This is a genomic window from Holospora undulata HU1 (assembly GCF_000388175.3).
In the GTDB taxonomy this organism is placed as follows: Bacteria; Pseudomonadota; Alphaproteobacteria; order Holosporales; family Holosporaceae; genus Holospora; species Holospora undulata_A.
In genome coordinates, this window is sequence record NZ_ARPM03000125.1 from 1 (window position 1) to 16,875 (window position 16,875).

A 16,875-nucleotide genomic window follows, 5' to 3' on the forward strand; every position below is an offset into this window, starting at 1 on the left:
TCTGATCTAGCCAAAGTATTTGTGAAGGATAAGAGAGCATATCGTGGATCAAGCTGGGTGGCATAGATCAAAGGACTTGATGGTTCCAAGAATATAAAGAGTTTATACTTGTCACCTTGTTCACCTAAGTTGCCCCCTGTAGAGAGATTGTGGCTACATATCAAGTACAACATCCTGAATACTCAGATGTACGCAACAATAGAAAATCTTGAAAGTACTTGAGCCAATTCATACGGGCGCTACTTGATGTTGCAGTGCGGTCAATTTGTAATATAACCTATCTGTCTATTTAGTAATGGGATCTGGTATGATTCTTGAAAAGGAAAATAAAATACATAAAAAAATTTGCTCAATAGACCTCTTTGGAAACTATCATTTAGGTAACTCCATATTGTAAATATCAAAGATGAGGGGGAATTTTAGCCCAAATTTTTTTCGTCTATTTCTATATTCATCTGCTATGATTTTAAATCGCTTAATCATTCCTATGATATTTTCATTGGCTCTTCTTTTGCTCGCGAGTTCTTTATTCTTCTTATCCCCTTGTGGTAAAGGGGGACTTACTTTTCTTTTTTGGTAATTCGGATTTGCGATGCATCTTTTGTATCCCTTGATATCCTTGTTATCACTTTAAATTCTCTATACGCCATAATTTTAGATTCCTTAAACAGGAATTGTTTTCCATTAGAAAATGCCGTACATGTCACTTGTTTTATCTTTTTATCCCCTACAATTTGCGTCTTTAAGGTGTGTCTTTGCTTTTTATCTGATAATTTTTTCTTGTTATTGCGATTCTTCCTTTGCTTGTTTTTTTCCCTTTTTTTGGGCGCTTTATAGGTGTTTCTGTGGCGTTTATCAGCATAACCTCATACTCCACATCGCTCTTGAGCAATGCTTTGCAACCGGGGAGCGCAAAATTAGGGTGCTTTATAAGGGTATTCTCTATCCACTTTATTATATCGTATGTTGTGCTTTCGCTTAAGCCATAGCTTTGGCTATAGTAATTTAGGTTGAATTGGATATGTTAAAGAACCACGAAATAGCGTCGAATAGGGGGGGTGAAATTTAGTATATTGCATTCAATCCACCTCTTAATGTTATCCCAGAATTTCTCTATTGGATTCAAATCAAGAGAGTAAGGCAGTAGAAAAATTATACCGTATTTTATAGATTTTATTAATTTTCTACTTCTCTTGGATTTATGAAAAGAGGAGTTATTCACAATAACACCTTGGCCAGGCTTTAGTTGCTTGATCAGAAATTTTTCTACCCAAGCTTGGAGTAATACTGTGTTGCAAGATCCGTTAAAACCCATTGGTGCTGTCGGTTTGTTATTAACCAAACCGACAATACTATTTGTTCTTTGATCATATTCCCCACTCTTTTTTTCAACAAAATTTTCACTATTTCTTTCCCAGCTTTCTGTCTTTGCACATAGCTTATCAATGCCGCTTTTATCAATATATACAAGACTTGGAGACGCTATATCTTTGATCGATTATTATTGATACTGACTTTGCTTTTCCTTACTTCGCTTTTATTTGCTTGCTTTCACGTACGAAAAGTCTTTTTTTAGCTATAGCCTAATCTTTTTAACCAACTGATTGTACCCCAAATTCTTGAGCAGCTTTTTTCAAGGTCATATCTTTGTTTTCTTTGGCGCACGCTTCAAGCTTTTCTAAGTCAATCTTTTTTTCTGATCCACCACGCCTCTTAGGAAAATAACTGCCTTCTTGTCTGTATTTTCTATGCCAATTTTATGCCACCTGCCTATCGCTGATAAACTTATTTTAAATAGTTGCGATGCTTCAACCTCATCTAAATATTCTATTCCCCTTTGTCTTAAATCGTTGCTGTAGCTCTTTGTCATTTTCTGTTAAAAACAGCACCACTCTGTCCCACTTTCAAGCTGAATGACTATAATCTATGGAAAATAAAACAATAAATTCAATAAATTTTTTATTTTGTTTTAAAAAATAACGGAAAGATGAAAACTATCAGGATTTAAATATTGGAAAAGTGTTTATTTTGAATATTTTTAGCTAAGTTTTCGTTTCCTTTTTGAAGTAAAGTGCACAATGTAGATAAAAAAGTTTCCTCATCAAGTCCGGGTTCAATTAAAGGATGCCCTTGCATTTCAATGCATCCTGAAATTTTAAAAAAACGTCGAGGAGGCCAAAAAAACCCAGAATTCAAACTTAAAGCAAGAACTGGTAAATTAAAGGTTTTGTATAAAAAGAAAATCCCTCTATGACATCTTACCGGCTTTCCAAAAGGAACTCTTTTCCCTTCAGGAAAAATAACAATGGAACGTTCTTGTTCTAAAACGTCTTGCGCTTTTCGAATAAATGTTTTAGAAATTATCTTTCCTCGATGAATGGGAATCATACCCATGCGACGAAAAAACCACCCCAACACAGGAACCTCCATTAGTGTATTCTTTAATACAAATGCAGGAGCTCTAAACACAGTAGTCAAAATCAGTGTTTCCCAAGCAGATTGGTGTGCGCAAGCTATTAGAAAAATAGAAGAAGATTGAACATAGGGAAGCTCTTTGATTTTCCAACTTATTCCCAAATACTTTTGTGCGTTTGCTAAAAGACACCTGCACCACCATTGTGCAACCTTGTATATCCAAGATGTTGGCCCCATATACAAAAACGGGAGAGTTAATGCTCCCAAGAATGTAACAAAACAATTAAACATATAAAAGCAAAGATGAAAAAAAATACGTTTACTTAAAGTTAAGAACCGAATAAAACGACCTCTTTTACCCATAGCAGCGCTCCATCCAGGTTGCATTAATGGTAACGTGTAAAAAAAGATGTGCGATGCACTGGTGCTGATTTTGTATTTCTTCCCTGGATAACAGTCCCACATGACGAATTCTTCTTCCGTCTTGTCCTAGGACTAATTTTTTTTGCCCTTCTTTTTCCACAACAATATTTTGCCATATCCAAAGCTCTTTTTGTTTGTTTCTTTTGTTTTTCCTCCAATACCATTTTTCTGTAACTACGTTAAGTTTATAAGGGATTTCTTGGTGTAGGGATAAAAATAGCTTTTCTCTTGTAATTTCAGAAAGAGTTACATCAAAAGAAAGTTGAGTAACAGTATTAGGAGGAAAGATCCAAGAATTAGGAGATAAAAGTTTTCTTATCGTTAGTTCTAATTCTTCAATACCTTGATGTGAGTGGCAAGAGATAGGAAAAAATCCAACGATATCTGATTCAAGATCTCGATAAGACTCAATAAGTGGCAGCAAACGAGATTTGTCCTTCCAATTATCTATTTTAGTTAACGCCACTAGCGTAGGGATTCCTTGTTTAATGCTTTCTTTTAAAAGAAGTCTGTTAGCTTTGTGATGCGCGCGATCCACATCAATAACTACAACTGAAATATCCGCCCCTTTTAAACTTTGACGAGAAGTTTTTCGCATATAAGTTTGCAACGAATCTTGGGGGGTTAGCACCATGCCAGGAGTATCTATAAAAATGCTCTGTAAATTTTCATGACAGGAAATTCCGTAAACCGCTTGACGAGTTGTATGGGGTTTATCTGATACAATGGCCACCTTGTTTTTCACTAATACATTGATAAGACTGGATTTTCCAGCATTAGGCGCTCCAACGATAGCAATTAATCCACAAAATTGAGAAGAAGAGGTCATAAAATTTCTCCAAGAAAATCAAAATAGAACAAAATCTTATAATACTTTTTAAGAAAAACGTTCTTGAAAAGCAGTAACAAGACAAAAAAGAAAAAAGTAAAATTTATCAGAATTTCAAGATTGATCACAATACTCTCCTGAATAATAAGAATGGTAGGAAGCGCAATTGGTTAGATCACTTAGTGCACGCTGAGCAGCCTTTTGTTCTGCTTCTTTTTTAGATCCTCCTGATGCTTGAAATTTATGCTTTTTTCCTATATTGACTTGAACTTCAAATAACGGCTTGTGATAGGGGCCTGTGGTACACAAAACCGTATATACTGGAAGGCCATACCCATTGCTTTGGGTCCACTCTTGCAGAACGGATTTTGCTTCTAAAGGAAGTTGGTGTGCTTTTAAAAAAAGATTTTCCCACCATCGATGAATGCACCGCTCTAATGTTACAAAATCTCCTGAATCCAGCATAATCGCAGCGATTAGAGCCTCGCACGCATCGATTATAAGACGAGGTTGATTGGGATCTTGTCTTTTGTCTGTATGTAGAACTTCAGGTATTCCAAGCTGAAGTGCGATTTGATGGATACGAGGACCACTGACTAAATACGCCAGTCTTTTTGTCATAGTTCCTTCTCGATCTTGTGAATAAGTAGAAAAAATCCACAACGTCATAACGCAACTTAATAGTCGGTCCCCTAAATATTCTAGCCGCTCAAAATCATTTCCCCCCGCACTGGAGTGAGTTAAAGCTTTTTTCAACCACTGAGGATCTTTAAATTTATATCCTATTTGATCTTGAAAGGTATTTAAAATTTTTTCTCTATTGCTCATGATAAAGTGTGTGTAGGTTTTTAAGAAGAGCTTCTACTTGTTGATGCTGATGCGCTTCTACCAAATGAAAAGCGTCTAAAACGGCGTGATTGTTTAACATTTCTATAACCCCTCCCGTACATAAAAATTTTAGAGCGGTAGACTCTTCTTCGGCCCACACCTCAATCCACCCTGAATCTATAACCTGAAACAAAGTACAATGTCCTGAAGAAATTTCAAAGCGACCACAAGAAGTCGGCACAATAATACGTAAAACACTTCCTGAATACACAATCTGGTTAAAGTGCTTTAACGTAACGCGAAAACTAGACGTAACTGAATGACTGTTGTTCATGCTAGACCTTTTCTCGCGCAAGATGCTGAGCTTTAGACCGGGCTTCTTCCAAGTTTCCCACCATATAAAAGGCGGCTTCTGGCATATGGTCACATGCCCCTGTTAAAATGCTCTCAAACCCTGATATGGTATCTTCTAGAGAAACAAATGCTCCAGGCATTCCAGTAAAAACTTCTGCGGAAAAAAAGGGCTGAGAAAGAAAGCGTTCTATTTTTCTTCCTCTACTTACGATCAGCCGGTCTTCTTCCGAAAGCTCATCCATTCCCAAAATGGCAATAATATCCTGCAAAGAGCGATATTTTTGCAGTGTTTCTTGCACTCCAGTGGCTACTTTATAGTGATGGGCCCCCACTACTTCTGGTTCCAAAATTCGCGAACTGGAATTTAAGGGATCCACTGCAGGATAAATTCCCTTTGCTACCAAGCGGCGATCCAAAACAATGGTTCCGTCTAAATGTGTAAAAGAAGTGGCTGGTGCTGGATCTGTCAAATCATCGGCAGGAACATAAATAGCTTGCACGCTGGTAATAGACCCACGAATTGTACTGGTAATGCGCTCTTGAAGAGCTCCCATTTCGGTACTTAACGTGGGTTGATATCCCACAGCAGAAGAAATACGCCCTAACAGTGCTGATACTTCTGCGCCTGCTTGAGTAAATCGGAAAATATTGTCTATAAACAACAAAACATTTTGTCCTTCAACGTCACGAAAATATTCTGCCAGAGTTAATCCGGTTAACGCTACGCGTGCTCGCGCCCCGGGAGGTTCATTCATTTGACCAAAAACAAGGGCGACTTGAGATTCTCCTTCTAACTGGATCACTCCCGAACTAATCATTTCTTGGTATAGATCTTTTCCTTCTCTACTTCTTTCTCCTACGCCTGTAAATACCGAATACCCCTTATGACTTTTTGCAACGTTATGGATTAGTTCTGTAATTAAAACGGTTTTTCCTAGACCGGCCCCCCCAAAAAGGCCAATTTTTCCTCCCTTAGCGTAAGGAGCGATAAGGTCTACAACCTTAATGCCCGTCAAAAGAAGCTCTCGTTTTGGATTTTGATCTAAAAAAGTTGGAGCAGGACGATGAATAGACCATTTTTCTTGACTTTCAATCTCAGGACCGTCATCGATTGCTTGTCCTGTCACATTCATGATGCGCCCTAGTGTATTTTTTCCCACGGGAACTTGAATAGGTTTCCCAGTGCTGTATACCTTTAATCCACGCACCATTCCATCAGTAGAAGACATGGAAATAGTTCTTACGACATCTTCTCCCAAATGTTGCGCAACTTCCAGTACAACAGGCGAAGCGTTTTCTTGAAAAGATTCCATTACTAGAGCATCCAAAATTTTGGGAAGTGTACTGGAAAATTTAACATCTACAACAGACCCGATAACCTGTACTACATGCCCTGTACAAGAGTCAAAATCTGGTGAAGAGTTCGGCATTGGTGAAAAAGGTTCTAATAAATCCATAAAATTATCGTCCATAAAAGGTTTTCCCTGAAATTACACTAAATAACGAAGTATTCTGATTTGCATCATAAAACTTCTTGTGAGACCATATATAAAAATTATTGTAGCGTCTTTACATAACAAAGAAAAGATCGACTTTGGATAAAACTATAAAATTTTAATATTAATGCTTGGTAAAAATTTGATAAAATAATTTATCTAGAAAATGAAAAATTGAACTTACTTTATATTTTGTAAAATAGTTGAAAATAATAGGTATTGTTTTATTTAAAAAAATCAGAAAAAATTTAAAACTATCTATTTTTACGGTATTTAATTTTTCTTTAAAATATGGTTTTATCTGAAGTAAAGGGCCTATTAGCCTGTTCAAAACAAATGAAGAAAAAAATATAAAAATAAACAATTTTGAAATGAAAAATCTGGTATTTATGTAAAATGTGCAAAATAACATTATCAAGAAATATTTTAAAGGGGGGAACATATTTTGTCTAATGAATCGCATCGCAAGCCTGTTAATTTTTCAGACTATATCGCATTAGGCTTTTGTAGAATTTTTCGTTGGGGGGCAGATATCGTATTTCGTCGTCGACATGACCGTCGAGCTTTAGTTATTGAAACGATTGCAGCAATTCCCGGTATAGTGGGGGGATTGTTTATTCATCTTAAATCGATTCGTAAACAGTGGGGAGATTTTGGAAGAATTCATGCATTACATTCAGAAGCGGAAAACGAGCGTATGCACTATCAAGTTTTTTGTGAAATCCTGCCTTTAGGCTGGAAAGAAAAAGTTATGATTTACAGTGGGCAGTTTGGATTTTTTGTATTTTTCTTTTTGCTGTATCTTTTTTCTCCTTATACTGCCCATCGTATGGTGGGATATTTTGAAGAAGAAGCGATTTATAGCTACAACAAGTACTTAAAAGCGATTGAAGAAGGGGAGGTAGAAAATATCCCAGCCCCAATGCTTGCTATAGAGTACTGGAATTTATTGCCAAATGCACGCTTAAAAGAGGTGATAGAAGTTGTTATTCAAGATGAAATTCGGCATCGGGACACAAATCACAGATTTGCCGACAATCCATTTTCTGGTAAAAAATAAGTTGATTTCTAAGAAATTATTGCGAAAAGCGCCAAGAGCAGGGGGGGGGATTTACGCAAAAGGCACTTGTATTTTTTCTTTTATCATGGCATCCTTAAGAAAATGCCGTGGTAGCTCAGGGGTAGAGCACACCCTTGGTAAGGGTGTGGTCGAGAGTTCGATTCTCTTCTACGGCACCAAAATCTTTTTTTTATTTTTCGGTTTTACGTTAGGTGTTATCTTTGGAAGAACTTATTTGACTGATGAGTTGATGTTTGGTTGTTGTGTTTAAGAAAAAAATGTAAATAGGTTTTAAGAAGAAAGATTAAGTAAATCTAGAATTGATTCTTAAGATTTTTTTGTGTAAAAACGAAACTTGTGATAATAAAGGAATAGTCTGTTTATAATTAGAATGGTAAAACAAATGCATCCATCGGTAGTGTGCGATGCGTTATCAAAAGAACTTAAATGAAATTAAATTTTCGTTCTATTTTTTGATTTTGATATTTGAATGTGCAGGTGTAGCCTTGCAATATTTAAGAAGCCTGGTCATAATAGCTTTGAAATCTGATTAGGACACGCCTTAAAAGTGAAGGAAAAGTCGATGCAAGAATGGAATAAAGACGAAGTTAGTTCTGATCTTGATATGCGCTATGTTGCATTTCAAGTGGGGGATGCTTTATTGGATCTTGTGTTTTGTCCAAAAAAGATAGAAGCGGATTACGCTTCTTGTCAGGAAGGAGTTTTAATTGACCGGTTTCATCCAAAGGGGGTAGAAGTGTTGCGTCATACTGCTGCCCATGTGTTGGCGCAAGCGGTAAAACGATTGTACCCAAGCACTCAAATTGCTGTTGGTCCTGTTATTGAAGAAGGGTTTTTCTACGATTTTTTAACAGAAAAACCTTTTCAGCCATCTGACTTATCCTTAATTGAAGCAGAAATGCATCGTATTGTTTGTGAAAATTTTTTAATTTGTCGTAAGCATTGGTCTAAAGAAGAAGCGATTGAGTATTTTTTGAATCAAAACGAGCCTTTTAAGGCTAAAATTATTCAAGATTTGCCAAAAGATGAAGTTCTTTCTGTTTACGTTCAAGGAGAGTTTGTGGACTTGTGTCGAGGCCCTCATTGTCCGTCTACGGGATATTTGAAGAATGGGTTTAAACTTTTGCGGGTTTCTGGATCTTATTGGAGGGGAGATTCCCAAGGGCAGCCTTTGCAACGAATTTATGGAACTGCTTGGGCAGAAAGAAAAGATTTAGAATCCTACTTGTATCGCATACAAGAGGCAGAAAAGCGCGATCATCGAAAGATAGGAAAATCTATGGATCTTTATCACTTTCAAGATGAGGCTCCTGGGTGTGTGTTTTGGCATCCTTATGGGTGGACAGTGTATCGTTTGCTTCAAGAGTATATTCGAGAGCGTCTGGGAGATGATTATAAAGAAGTTAACACTCCTCAACTTGTTCGGCAATCTTTGTGGAAGGCTTCTGGCCATTGGGATCAGTACCATGAAAACATGTTTGTTTTAGATGATGATGGAAGTGTTTTTTCTCTAAAGCCTATGAATTGCCCTTGTCATGTTCAAATTTTTAACCAAGGGATAAAGAGTTATAAAGAGCTTCCTTTGCGTTTTTCAGAATTTGGAAGCTGTCACAGAAATGAGCCATCCGGTGCGCTTTCTGGGTTAATGCGAGCAAGGAATTTTATCCAAGATGATGCGCATATTTTTTGCACTCCAGATCAAATTTCTGATGAAACTGAAAAATTTTGCTATATCTTAAAAAACATTTACACTGACTTGGGGTTTGATGATGTCTTGGTGAGGTTTGCAACGCGCCCAAAAAAACGTCTTGGAGACGATTCCATATGGGACAAAGCAGAAGAAAGTCTAAGAAAGGGAGCAGAAAAATCTAATCTTTCCTATACGTTGCATCCAGGAGAAGGGGCATTTTATGGCCCAAAATTAGAATTTGCATTGAAAGATAGTCTGGGAAGGCTTTGGCAGTGCGGAACGTTGCAAGTGGATTTTGTATTACCAGAGCGGCTTAAGGCATATTACATTGATGCGTGTGGAGATCAAAAGCCAGTGGTGATTTTACATCGTGCTGTTTTAGGCTCTTTTGAGCGATTTATAGGGGTGATGTTAGAACATTACGCTGGAAGGCTTCCTTTTTGGTTGGCTCCTGTGCAGATTGTTGTTTGCAGTATCAGTCAAAAAGCTCAAGACTATGCAGTTAGGGTCTGGGAGCAGTTAAAAGAAGCAGGGATTCGGGTAGAGTTAGACTGCAAAAACGAAAAAATTAGTAATAAAATTCGCTACCATAGCGTAAGAAAGGTGGCAAGCATTGGAATCGTGGGGCTTAAAGAGGCATCAAGTGGATGCATTAATTTACGTATTGGGCAAAGCGAACAAACGTTAACAGTTTCCAGTGTGTTAGATATATTTCAAGAAGCAGTTTTAAAGAAAAAGGTTTTATAAATAAAAGGAGGAAATGTGGAAGTTAAATCTCAAAAATCTTTGAAGTGTAATCAAGAAATTCGAGCCTCTCGTGTACGGTTAGTAAGCGCGGAAGGGCATCAGCTTGGAATATTTTCATTCAGGGATGCCATAGAAATGGCACGAAAGCAAAATTTGGATTTGGTGGAGATTGCTTCTACGGCAGAACCTCCGGTGTGCAAAATTTGTGATTACGGACGGATGATTTATCAAGAAAAGAAACGTCGGGCAGAGTTACAAAAAAAGCAGCAGCGCGTTTCTGTTAAAGAGATTCAACTGACGCAAAAGACTCAAGAAAATGATTATAAGGTGAAGTTAAGGCGGGCTATTGAGTTTCTTCAAGAAGGGGATAAAGTTCAGCTTGTTGTTCAAATTAAAGGACGGTGCCAATTTTCTGATGACCCACTAAAAGATCCCGGAAGATTGATGGCGGATCGATTTATTTTAGATATAGCGGGTCAAGGAAAGGTAGAGCAGGGGGCTAAAAAAGAAGGGCGTCGTGTCAGAGTGGTCATCGCCCCCTTAAAAGATCAAAAAAAGGTTTCTTCTTTGGATGAGCCTCAAGAAAACAAAAGCGTATAGCGCGGTTAGGGTGAGAAATTACTTTTTTTATTTTTATGATTAAATTTTGTAAGGCTAGTGTTTTTTCAGTAAGAAGTAAAAAGTAAAAGCTCACCATTGTTATTTTATATTATTTTTTTTAAAAAATTGTTGATTTTTTTTTGTAAAATTCGAAATTTTTACATATATTTTTTTAGATAAGATAAGTTTTGAAGTATCAACAGATGTAAATAAAAAAAATTTTCTACTTCACAACTTTACCACCTTGCTTTTCAGGTATAAATTAAAAATTAAATTTCTTGATTTTTTTTAGAGTTGTTCCACTCTTCTAAAAATTGGAAAATTTTATTCATTTTTGCTGCATTTTTTCCTTTTACCAAAAGTGTATCTGATGAAATTAAAAGAGATTTTAACGCATTAAATAAAGAAAAAATTTCCATTCCCCAGTAAACACTGTGCCCTTTTTTAGAAAGAATTTTCGCACTTTCTTCAAAAAGCTTTCCTACTAAAAAAATATGGGCGGCCTTTGCATTTTCGATATAATTCGTAAGATCTTTATGTAATTTAGGTCCGTGATCTCCTAATTCTCCCATTTCTCCAAGAAGTAAAATTTTTCTTCCCGGTACATCACGTACACCAAAAGCCTGAATGCATGCGCGCATAGCAAGAGGTGCGGCGTTATAACTTTCATCAATGCAAGTAATATTTAGCGTGTCATAATGCATAAGAGCTCCACGCCCCTTCAGTGGAAAAAAAGAAGACAAAGATTCGGCAGCTTTTTGAAGGTCTATTTTTTCCGATAAAAGAGCTGCCAAAATTCCTAAATTTCCCTCAATCCAGTGCGGACAAAAAGAAGAAGGGCGATAGGTTAGGGCCCCCCAAGGCGTCTTTACCCGTAAAATAGAATTCACTTCGTTTAAATATTCTACATGGACGTCACCTTCGTTCATCCCATAGGTTATCCAATGAATGTCTTTTTGATCTAATAATGCTTTAAAAGGACAGTGTGTAGGTAAAATCCCAATTTTTCCAGAAAAAATTTCAAATTTTTCTTGCGCAATAGACTGTAAATTTTCAAAATTTTCAATATGCGCTTCACAAATCGATGTTAAAACAGAAACATCTGGATTGACATAAGAAACTAAGGGAGATATTTCTCCTGGATGATTTGTTCCGATTTCAAAAACCGTATACTGAGTTTCTGCAGGACAATTAGCTATACTTAAAGGAACCCCAATATGATTGTTATAGCTTGAGGCAGAAGCATATGTTTTTCCAAAATGTTTCAAAACATGAGCTAATCCTTCTTTTGTAGTCGTTTTTCCCACACTGCCCGTGACTGCATAACATACTCCTTTTATTATTTTTCGGTGCTGTTGTGCAATATTTTGCAATACGGCTAAAGGATCTTTTACTAAAAATACACGAGAGTCCACAAAAGGTGCCTCAAATGACTGCACAGCTGCGCACGCTCCCTTTTTTAAGGCTTCTTGTACAAACTGATGTCCTTTAAAGTTGTTTCCATCTAGAGCAATAAATAACTCTCCCGGCATTAATGTCCTTGTATCAATACTAACTCCACTGTAAGGGGGAAGCGATGATATACCGTCATAAGAGGTTTCGATTTTGTTTGCAGTAAAAAAATTCATCATTCATTCTCTGTGTTGACGTTACTTATGTTTTGATGGTTTCAGGCAAAGAAATCTGCTCACTGCAGTTCAAGTGGAGCCATTCTAAAAATTTGTCTAAAGAAAAACAATACCGTTCCCCGGTTTTTCGAACTTTAACTTCTATCTGGCTATTTTTTTGATTCTTTTCGCTTAAAATAGCCTGAAAAGGAAGACCTAACATATCCATTAAAGCAAATTTTTCTCCAGGACTTAACGGACGGTCTTCCCAAAGCGTTTCAATCCCTAAGTCTTTAACTTTACAATAAAGATCTTCTGCTTTAGATTCCAGATTTTCCTGAATATGTATTATTCCCAAAGAAAATGGAGAAATTGATAAAGGCCATTGCGGTCCTGCTTCATCATGAAACGCCTCAATAATAGCCCCCACTAAACGTGACACACCAATACCGTAAGATCCCATTTGAAGATTGACCACTTCCCCGTTTTTTGAAGAAACTTGCGCATTCATAGAGGAAGAATATTTATCACCAAAGTGAAAAATGTGTCCTACTTCAATGCCTCGAGCGATTTTCAATTGTTCTGCAGGAACCCTACATTGTTCTGGAAGATGCTTTTCATCTACCATGGCGTACACTTCCTCAAAATCCGATATCTCAAAACGAGGAGGGGTTCGATTTTCTAAAACCGAATCATAATATAACGCACTTTCTCCTGTTTTTGCAACAACATGAAATTCGTGACTAAAATCCCCTCCGATAGGGCCGGTGTTGGCGCGAAGCGGAATTACAGAAAGTCCCATGCGGTAAAACGCTCTCATATAAGAGCGGAAAACTTTACAATATGTTTCTTTAGATGCCTGTGGTGTGAGATCAAAAGAATATCCATCCTTCATCAAAAACTCTCGTCCTCGCATTACCCCAAATCTCGGGCGGACTTCGTCTCTAAATTTCCACTGAATATTGTACAGATTAAGGGGAAACGCTTTGTAACTTTGAATACAGCGACGAACAACATCCACGAATACTTCTTCTGCAGTAGGGCCGTACACTAACAAACGCTTATGCCGATCATTAACACGCAACATTTCCAGACCATAATCGTCATAGCGACCGCTTTCTTGCCATAGTGTGGCCGGTTGCAAAGTAGGAGCTAACATTTCAATTGCTCCGATAGCATTTTGTTCTTGTCGAATAATGGTTTTAATTTTTTTTAATACCCGAAGACCAAGAGGAAGCCAAGTGTAAATTCCAGAAACAGTGCTCTGGATCATACCAGACTGCAACATCCAGCGATGAGACGCTGTGCTGGCTTCTGAAGGTGCATCTTTCAACACGGGTAAAAAATATTGACTTGTCTTCACAAAATTGACTCCTTTCATCCCCACTTATTCTGCATCATAGCAAACCTCCAATTCTTTGACAATCTGTAGATCATTAGACAAAAAATTAATTTACATAGGTATTAATTTCTGTCATTTGATTTGCCTTTTAGAGAAAAATATTTAAAGCATTAATAAAGGAAAGCGAAATTAAATAATTTTTTGCATTTTTTTACATCTGCTTGTAATTAAAAAAAAATCATGAGAACATCTTAGATACTATTTTTTGAATATAGATCTTCTGTATGCGTTTGCTTATTGTCATTCCTTCTCGGTTAGAATCTGCGCGACTTCCTAAGAAACCTTTGGTAAAACTCCAAGGCATTCCTATGATTCAAAAGGTTTTTGAAAACGTTCAAAATGCGGATATTGCCCCAGTGTGGGTGGCTTATGATGATGATGAAATTGGATCTTTATTTCCTAAAGCGCATAGAGTTAAGACAGGAAAATGTCTTACAGGAACAGATCGTATAGCTCAGGCTTTAGAGATTAGGGAGGCATGGGATCAATTCGATGTAATCATTAATGTTCAAGGCGATACACCGGTATTAGATACAGGAATTTTTTATCAGCTTTTTGCTCCTTTTTGTTTTCCAGAAGTAAGCGTGGTGACAGCTGTTAGCAAGATGAAAAATCAAGAGATTTTATCTATTCCTTCTAAAGTAAAGGCGTTGTGTACGACGTGCGCTCTTCATGGGTATTGGCGATGCGTTGATTTTAAGCGTGCTATAGAAATACCAGACCCTTCTATGACTTACCGAAATCATTGGGGGGTGTATGCATTTCGTCCTTTGGCATTAAAACAATTTAGAGCGTGGCCTCCTTCCCTTAGAGAGCAAGAACAATCGTTAGAACAGTTGCGATTTCTGGACAATGGACATTCTATCTGGGCTGCTGAAGCTTTTGAAAGTGCTCCATACATGTGTGTAGATACCTCAGAAGATTTAGAGAAGGTTAAGAATTTTTTAGAAAAGGGAACAGAAAGTGAGGATCAATAAAAAATTTTAGGTAAATTAGGTGTATTGACTGTATTATTAAATTTTGAGAAGAGTTTTGCGCAACCAAAAACAAGTCAGAGAAAAAGTTAAAAGAAACAAAATTGAATAGATCGGATGTTAAGGTATAAAGATGTAAGCAATAAGGTTAAATTTGAGTGCCAAACGTGCTTATTGTTAATTTTTATTAATTGTGTAATCAATTAATAAAAAGCTTGACGATTTTTATTTTTTATTAGACTTCTTTACAATCTAGTTTCCGAAAAAGTCTATTTTTTTATCAACAAGCTTTTCATCTTTTTTACCCCAGCTTTTGTTTTTTTACTTTTGTTAATATTAAAAAGTTTTTTTAAGAATTGCACCTACCTCGTATCGTCTGAGAAGTATCATCTTTTCTGATTAGATAGTATGTTGATGTTATGATTTTAAAAGGAATCTGCTTTGTGTTTTTCTACACATCACCCACGAAACATTTTCCAAAACAATCGCAAATGCTTATAAGAAATATGGGAACGCAAACGCAAAAATCCAAACAAAAGCGCTGTAATCACCATAGCAGCCCCAAGCATGTACCCTATATGAAGAAAGATACTTGTTTCAGAAGTCCAGATCAAAGGCATAGAGTAATATACCGACACCACCACCCCCATAAAAGGCATAAGCTCTAACCAAAGACGCTTTAATCCGTGATGTAAAGGAAGTTTTTCTCGTACCGAAATCGAACACAAAAGAAAAATAAACTGAGCCCAAGCAGATACTACAGAAGAAAATGCAAGACCGAAATGGTGGAAACGGCGGTATAGACATAAACTTATTCCTACAGTGACCCCAACATTAAGCAATCCAGAAATCCAAGTAAGCTGACCTTTTCCGTGAGCAAAGCACCGAGTAATCAAAATTTTTATTCCAATGTAAGCAGGAATAGCCAAAGAAAATACCCTTACCGTATAAGCAATTTCTACGACATCCTTCCAAGCCAAAATACCAGATTTTAGACTGGGATAAAATAAACATGCCCCCAAAGAAAAAGATGAAACCCAAAAAAACAATGTAATCCACATACTTAACATAAAAGCAAATCTTAAAAAATGCTGTTCATCACGCCATCTGCGCACGGGATCTTGAAGAGCTTGTTGCTGAGAAAGAACAGGTAAAAGAACAGAAGCTAAAGAAACTCCTATCAAACTTAAAGGAAGTTGCTGAAAACGATCTGCATAATTAAGATAAGAAGCACCTTTAGTAGGCAATTGAGCGGCAAAAATGGCACCAATTACTGTATTAAGTTGCACAGAAGAAACACTTAACATTGCAGAAAAAAATTTTCTAAAAAATCCTGCTAAATGCTTATCAATCCCTAAAATAGGCCAAACTGCTTTAATTCCCTGATACCAACACCCCCAAATCATCATTCCACATTGAAGAACTCCAGATCCAAGGATGGCCCAAGAAGCCCAGTACGCACACAATACGTTGGTGTCGGGTTTATAGATTAATAACCCAACCAGGGCAGCGCAAATAAACAAATTTCCTATAGTAGAAGAAAAATTAAAAATTCCAAAACGGCCATAAACACTAGAAATGCTTCCAAAAAAACTATGAATTGAAATAAAAAATATATAAGGAAAAATAACCTTTCCTAAAAGACTAAATAATTCGCGTTGCTTTTGATGAGCGAAATCGGAAAAAATCCAACTTGAGCACAAGTCCCATTTCCATTCTGCTATTCCCATCAATAACGTTAAGAGTACAACTAAAATTCCTAAAAGGCTGGCAGAAAAACGATATGCTGCTGCTTCGCCTTCAGATTCCTTGATTTTCGTAAAAATTGGAAGAAAAGCTGCTTGCATGGCACCTTCTGCAAAAATTCTTCGAAAAAAAGCAGGTATTTTAATAAGAATGGTCAACGTATCGCTGACCGCATTGATTCCAATGCACTGAATCAATAAAAGCTCTCTAACATATCCGCTGATGCGACTTAGCAATGTAAGTACCGCAACCCAGCTTACAGAGCGTAAAAAGTTAATTTTCATCGTTTTGATCAAACCTTGTCAATTTTTTAATCAATTGCTATACACTATATCACAAAAAAATATTAAAAAGATACAATAGCAATAAGCAATATTAAAATTTAAGAATTTTTTTCATACTCCCCCCCACTTTTTTGAAGGGGCTTTAAAAGATCGCTGAAATCAAAGAATAAGAGTTTATCTTTGATCTACCTGAGCCCCCTTGTGAAGTATGAATACAAAGATGAATAGAAAGGCGCTCTGACTGTTTTTTTTTGTAAGCAATTTCTTGTGTAAGGCCCGTTATAGAAGCGTATACAATAGCAACAGCGACAATGGTCAAGTTTGGAAAGTCTTCCCAAATCTTTCATAGGGGGATTTTCAAGGGTAACCCCTTGCGTTTTCATAGTTCTGAACAGCCGT

At 36.8% G+C, this 16,875-nt stretch carries 16 protein-coding genes, 1 tRNA gene and 1 pseudogene; 5 read left to right on the plus strand and 13 right to left on the minus strand.

What is annotated here, in order from left to right; all coding sequences use genetic code 11:
• Positions 1-372 precede the first annotated feature (372 nt).
• The 9 genes and pseudogenes from K737_RS11090 to atpD form a co-directional block, all read right to left on the minus strand.
• Positions 373-1,003, minus strand: a pseudogene (locus K737_RS11090) (transposase family protein); the annotation flags it as partial.
• 21 nt (positions 1,004-1,024) lie between these two features.
• Positions 1,025-1,495, minus strand: coding sequence for a transposase (locus tag K737_RS07950; protein ID WP_081731160.1), 471 nt, complete (start codon positions 1,493-1,495; stop codon positions 1,025-1,027).
• Between the two features lie 97 nt (positions 1,496-1,592).
• A complete protein-coding gene (locus K737_RS11955; protein ID WP_242837162.1) occupies positions 1,593-1,688 on the minus strand; it encodes a hypothetical protein in 96 nt (31 codons plus the stop codon).
• Positions 1,679-1,870, minus strand: coding sequence for a hypothetical protein (locus tag K737_RS02990; protein WP_006304237.1), 192 nt, complete (start codon positions 1,868-1,870; stop codon positions 1,679-1,681). Before K737_RS02990 ends, K737_RS11955 begins: the two co-directional genes overlap by 10 nt.
• A 134-nt stretch (positions 1,871-2,004) precedes the next feature.
• Positions 2,005-2,706 (minus strand): lysophospholipid acyltransferase family protein, encoded by a 702-nt coding sequence (locus K737_RS02995; protein ID WP_161630420.1) that lies wholly within the window; start codon positions 2,704-2,706, stop codon positions 2,005-2,007.
• 64 nt (positions 2,707-2,770) lie between these two features.
• Positions 2,771-3,667 (minus strand): GTPase Era, encoded by an 897-nt coding sequence (gene era / locus K737_RS03000; RefSeq protein WP_006304239.1) that lies wholly within the window; start codon positions 3,665-3,667, stop codon positions 2,771-2,773.
• A gap of 114 nt (positions 3,668-3,781) precedes the next feature.
• On the minus strand, positions 3,782-4,495 hold the full coding sequence (gene rnc, locus K737_RS03005) for a ribonuclease III (protein ID WP_006304240.1): 714 nt from the start codon (positions 4,493-4,495) through the stop codon (positions 3,782-3,784).
• Positions 4,485-4,829 carry an ATP synthase F1 subcomplex subunit epsilon gene (locus tag K737_RS03010; RefSeq protein WP_006304241.1) on the minus strand — a complete coding sequence of 115 codons (345 nt, stop codon included), beginning with the start codon at positions 4,827-4,829 and terminating at the stop codon, positions 4,485-4,487. The genes rnc and K737_RS03010 overlap by 11 nt, the downstream gene beginning before the upstream one ends.
• Position 4,830: 1 nt before the next feature.
• Positions 4,831-6,279, minus strand: a complete 1,449-nt coding sequence (gene atpD, locus K737_RS03015; RefSeq protein WP_035543479.1) for a F0F1 ATP synthase subunit beta — start codon at positions 6,277-6,279, stop codon at positions 4,831-4,833.
• 511 nt (positions 6,280-6,790) lie between these two features.
• Between atpD and K737_RS03025 the strand changes: the two genes are divergently transcribed.
• From K737_RS03025 to infC, 4 genes are all read left to right on the plus strand, one after another.
• Positions 6,791-7,405 carry an alternative oxidase gene (locus tag K737_RS03025; RefSeq protein WP_006304251.1) on the plus strand — a complete coding sequence of 205 codons (615 nt, stop codon included), beginning with the start codon at positions 6,791-6,793 and terminating at the stop codon, positions 7,403-7,405.
• A 104-nt stretch (positions 7,406-7,509) separates the two neighbouring features.
• Positions 7,510-7,584 (plus strand) — tRNA-Thr (locus tag K737_RS03030).
• A gap of 389 nt (positions 7,585-7,973) precedes the next feature.
• The gene (thrS, locus tag K737_RS03035) at positions 7,974-9,863 is read left to right on the plus strand and encodes a threonine--tRNA ligase (RefSeq protein ID WP_152531062.1); all 1,890 of its coding nucleotides are present in this window, start codon (positions 7,974-7,976) and stop codon (positions 9,861-9,863) included.
• Positions 9,864-9,878: 15 nt separating this feature from the next.
• Positions 9,879-10,463: a translation initiation factor IF-3 gene (gene infC, locus K737_RS03040; protein WP_006304254.1), complete on the plus strand. Its 585-nt coding sequence runs from the start codon at positions 9,879-9,881 to the stop codon at positions 10,461-10,463.
• A gap of 269 nt (positions 10,464-10,732) precedes the next feature.
• On the opposite strand, the gene K737_RS03045 is transcribed toward infC, so the two are convergent.
• Together K737_RS03045 and proS are read right to left on the minus strand one after the other, a co-directional pair.
• A complete protein-coding gene (locus K737_RS03045) occupies positions 10,733-12,094 on the minus strand; it encodes a UDP-N-acetylmuramoyl-tripeptide--D-alanyl-D-alanine ligase (RefSeq protein WP_024161408.1) in 1,362 nt (453 codons plus the stop codon).
• 22 nt (positions 12,095-12,116) lie between these two features.
• A complete protein-coding gene (gene proS / locus K737_RS03050) occupies positions 12,117-13,433 on the minus strand; it encodes a proline--tRNA ligase (RefSeq protein WP_024161409.1) in 1,317 nt (438 codons plus the stop codon).
• A 263-nt stretch (positions 13,434-13,696) separates the two neighbouring features.
• Between proS and K737_RS03055 the strand changes: the two genes are divergently transcribed.
• Positions 13,697-14,449 carry a cytidylyltransferase domain-containing protein gene (locus K737_RS03055; RefSeq protein ID WP_006304259.1) on the plus strand — a complete coding sequence of 251 codons (753 nt, stop codon included), beginning with the start codon at positions 13,697-13,699 and terminating at the stop codon, positions 14,447-14,449.
• 455 nt (positions 14,450-14,904) lie between these two features.
• On the opposite strand, the gene murJ is transcribed toward K737_RS03055, so the two are convergent.
• On the minus strand, positions 14,905-16,476 hold the full coding sequence (murJ, locus tag K737_RS03060; protein WP_006304262.1) for a murein biosynthesis integral membrane protein MurJ: 1,572 nt from the start codon (positions 16,474-16,476) through the stop codon (positions 14,905-14,907).
• Positions 16,477-16,618: 142 nt separating this feature from the next.
• A complete protein-coding gene (locus tag K737_RS10005) occupies positions 16,619-16,795 on the minus strand; it encodes a hypothetical protein (RefSeq protein WP_023491427.1) in 177 nt (58 codons plus the stop codon).
• Positions 16,796-16,875: the final 80 nt, after the last annotated feature.

Excerpts from the sequence above, each read along its gene's own strand:
- K737_RS02995 (WP_161630420.1), bottom strand. The coding sequence starts at position 2,706 with ATGTTTAATTGTTTTGTTACATTCTTGGGAGCATTAACTCTCCCGTTT.
- K737_RS03055 (WP_006304259.1), top strand. The coding sequence starts at position 13,697 with ATGCGTTTGCTTATTGTCATTCCTTCTCGGTTAGAATCTGCGCGACTT.
- K737_RS03045 (WP_024161408.1), bottom strand. The coding sequence starts at position 12,094 with ATGATGAATTTTTTTACTGCAAACAAAATCGAAACCTCTTATGACGGT.
- atpD (WP_035543479.1), bottom strand. The coding sequence starts at position 6,279 with ATGCCGAACTCTTCACCAGATTTTGACTCTTGTACAGGGCATGTAGTA.
- era (WP_006304239.1), bottom strand. The coding sequence starts at position 3,667 with ATGACCTCTTCTTCTCAATTTTGTGGATTAATTGCTATCGTTGGAGCG.
- K737_RS03010 (WP_006304241.1), bottom strand. The coding sequence starts at position 4,829 with ATGAACAACAGTCATTCAGTTACGTCTAGTTTTCGCGTTACGTTAAAG.
- K737_RS02990 (WP_006304237.1), bottom strand. The coding sequence starts at position 1,870 with ATGACAAAGAGCTACAGCAACGATTTAAGACAAAGGGGAATAGAATAT.
- rnc (WP_006304240.1), bottom strand. The coding sequence starts at position 4,495 with ATGAGCAATAGAGAAAAAATTTTAAATACCTTTCAAGATCAAATAGGA.
- murJ (WP_006304262.1), bottom strand. The coding sequence starts at position 16,476 with ATGAAAATTAACTTTTTACGCTCTGTAAGCTGGGTTGCGGTACTTACA.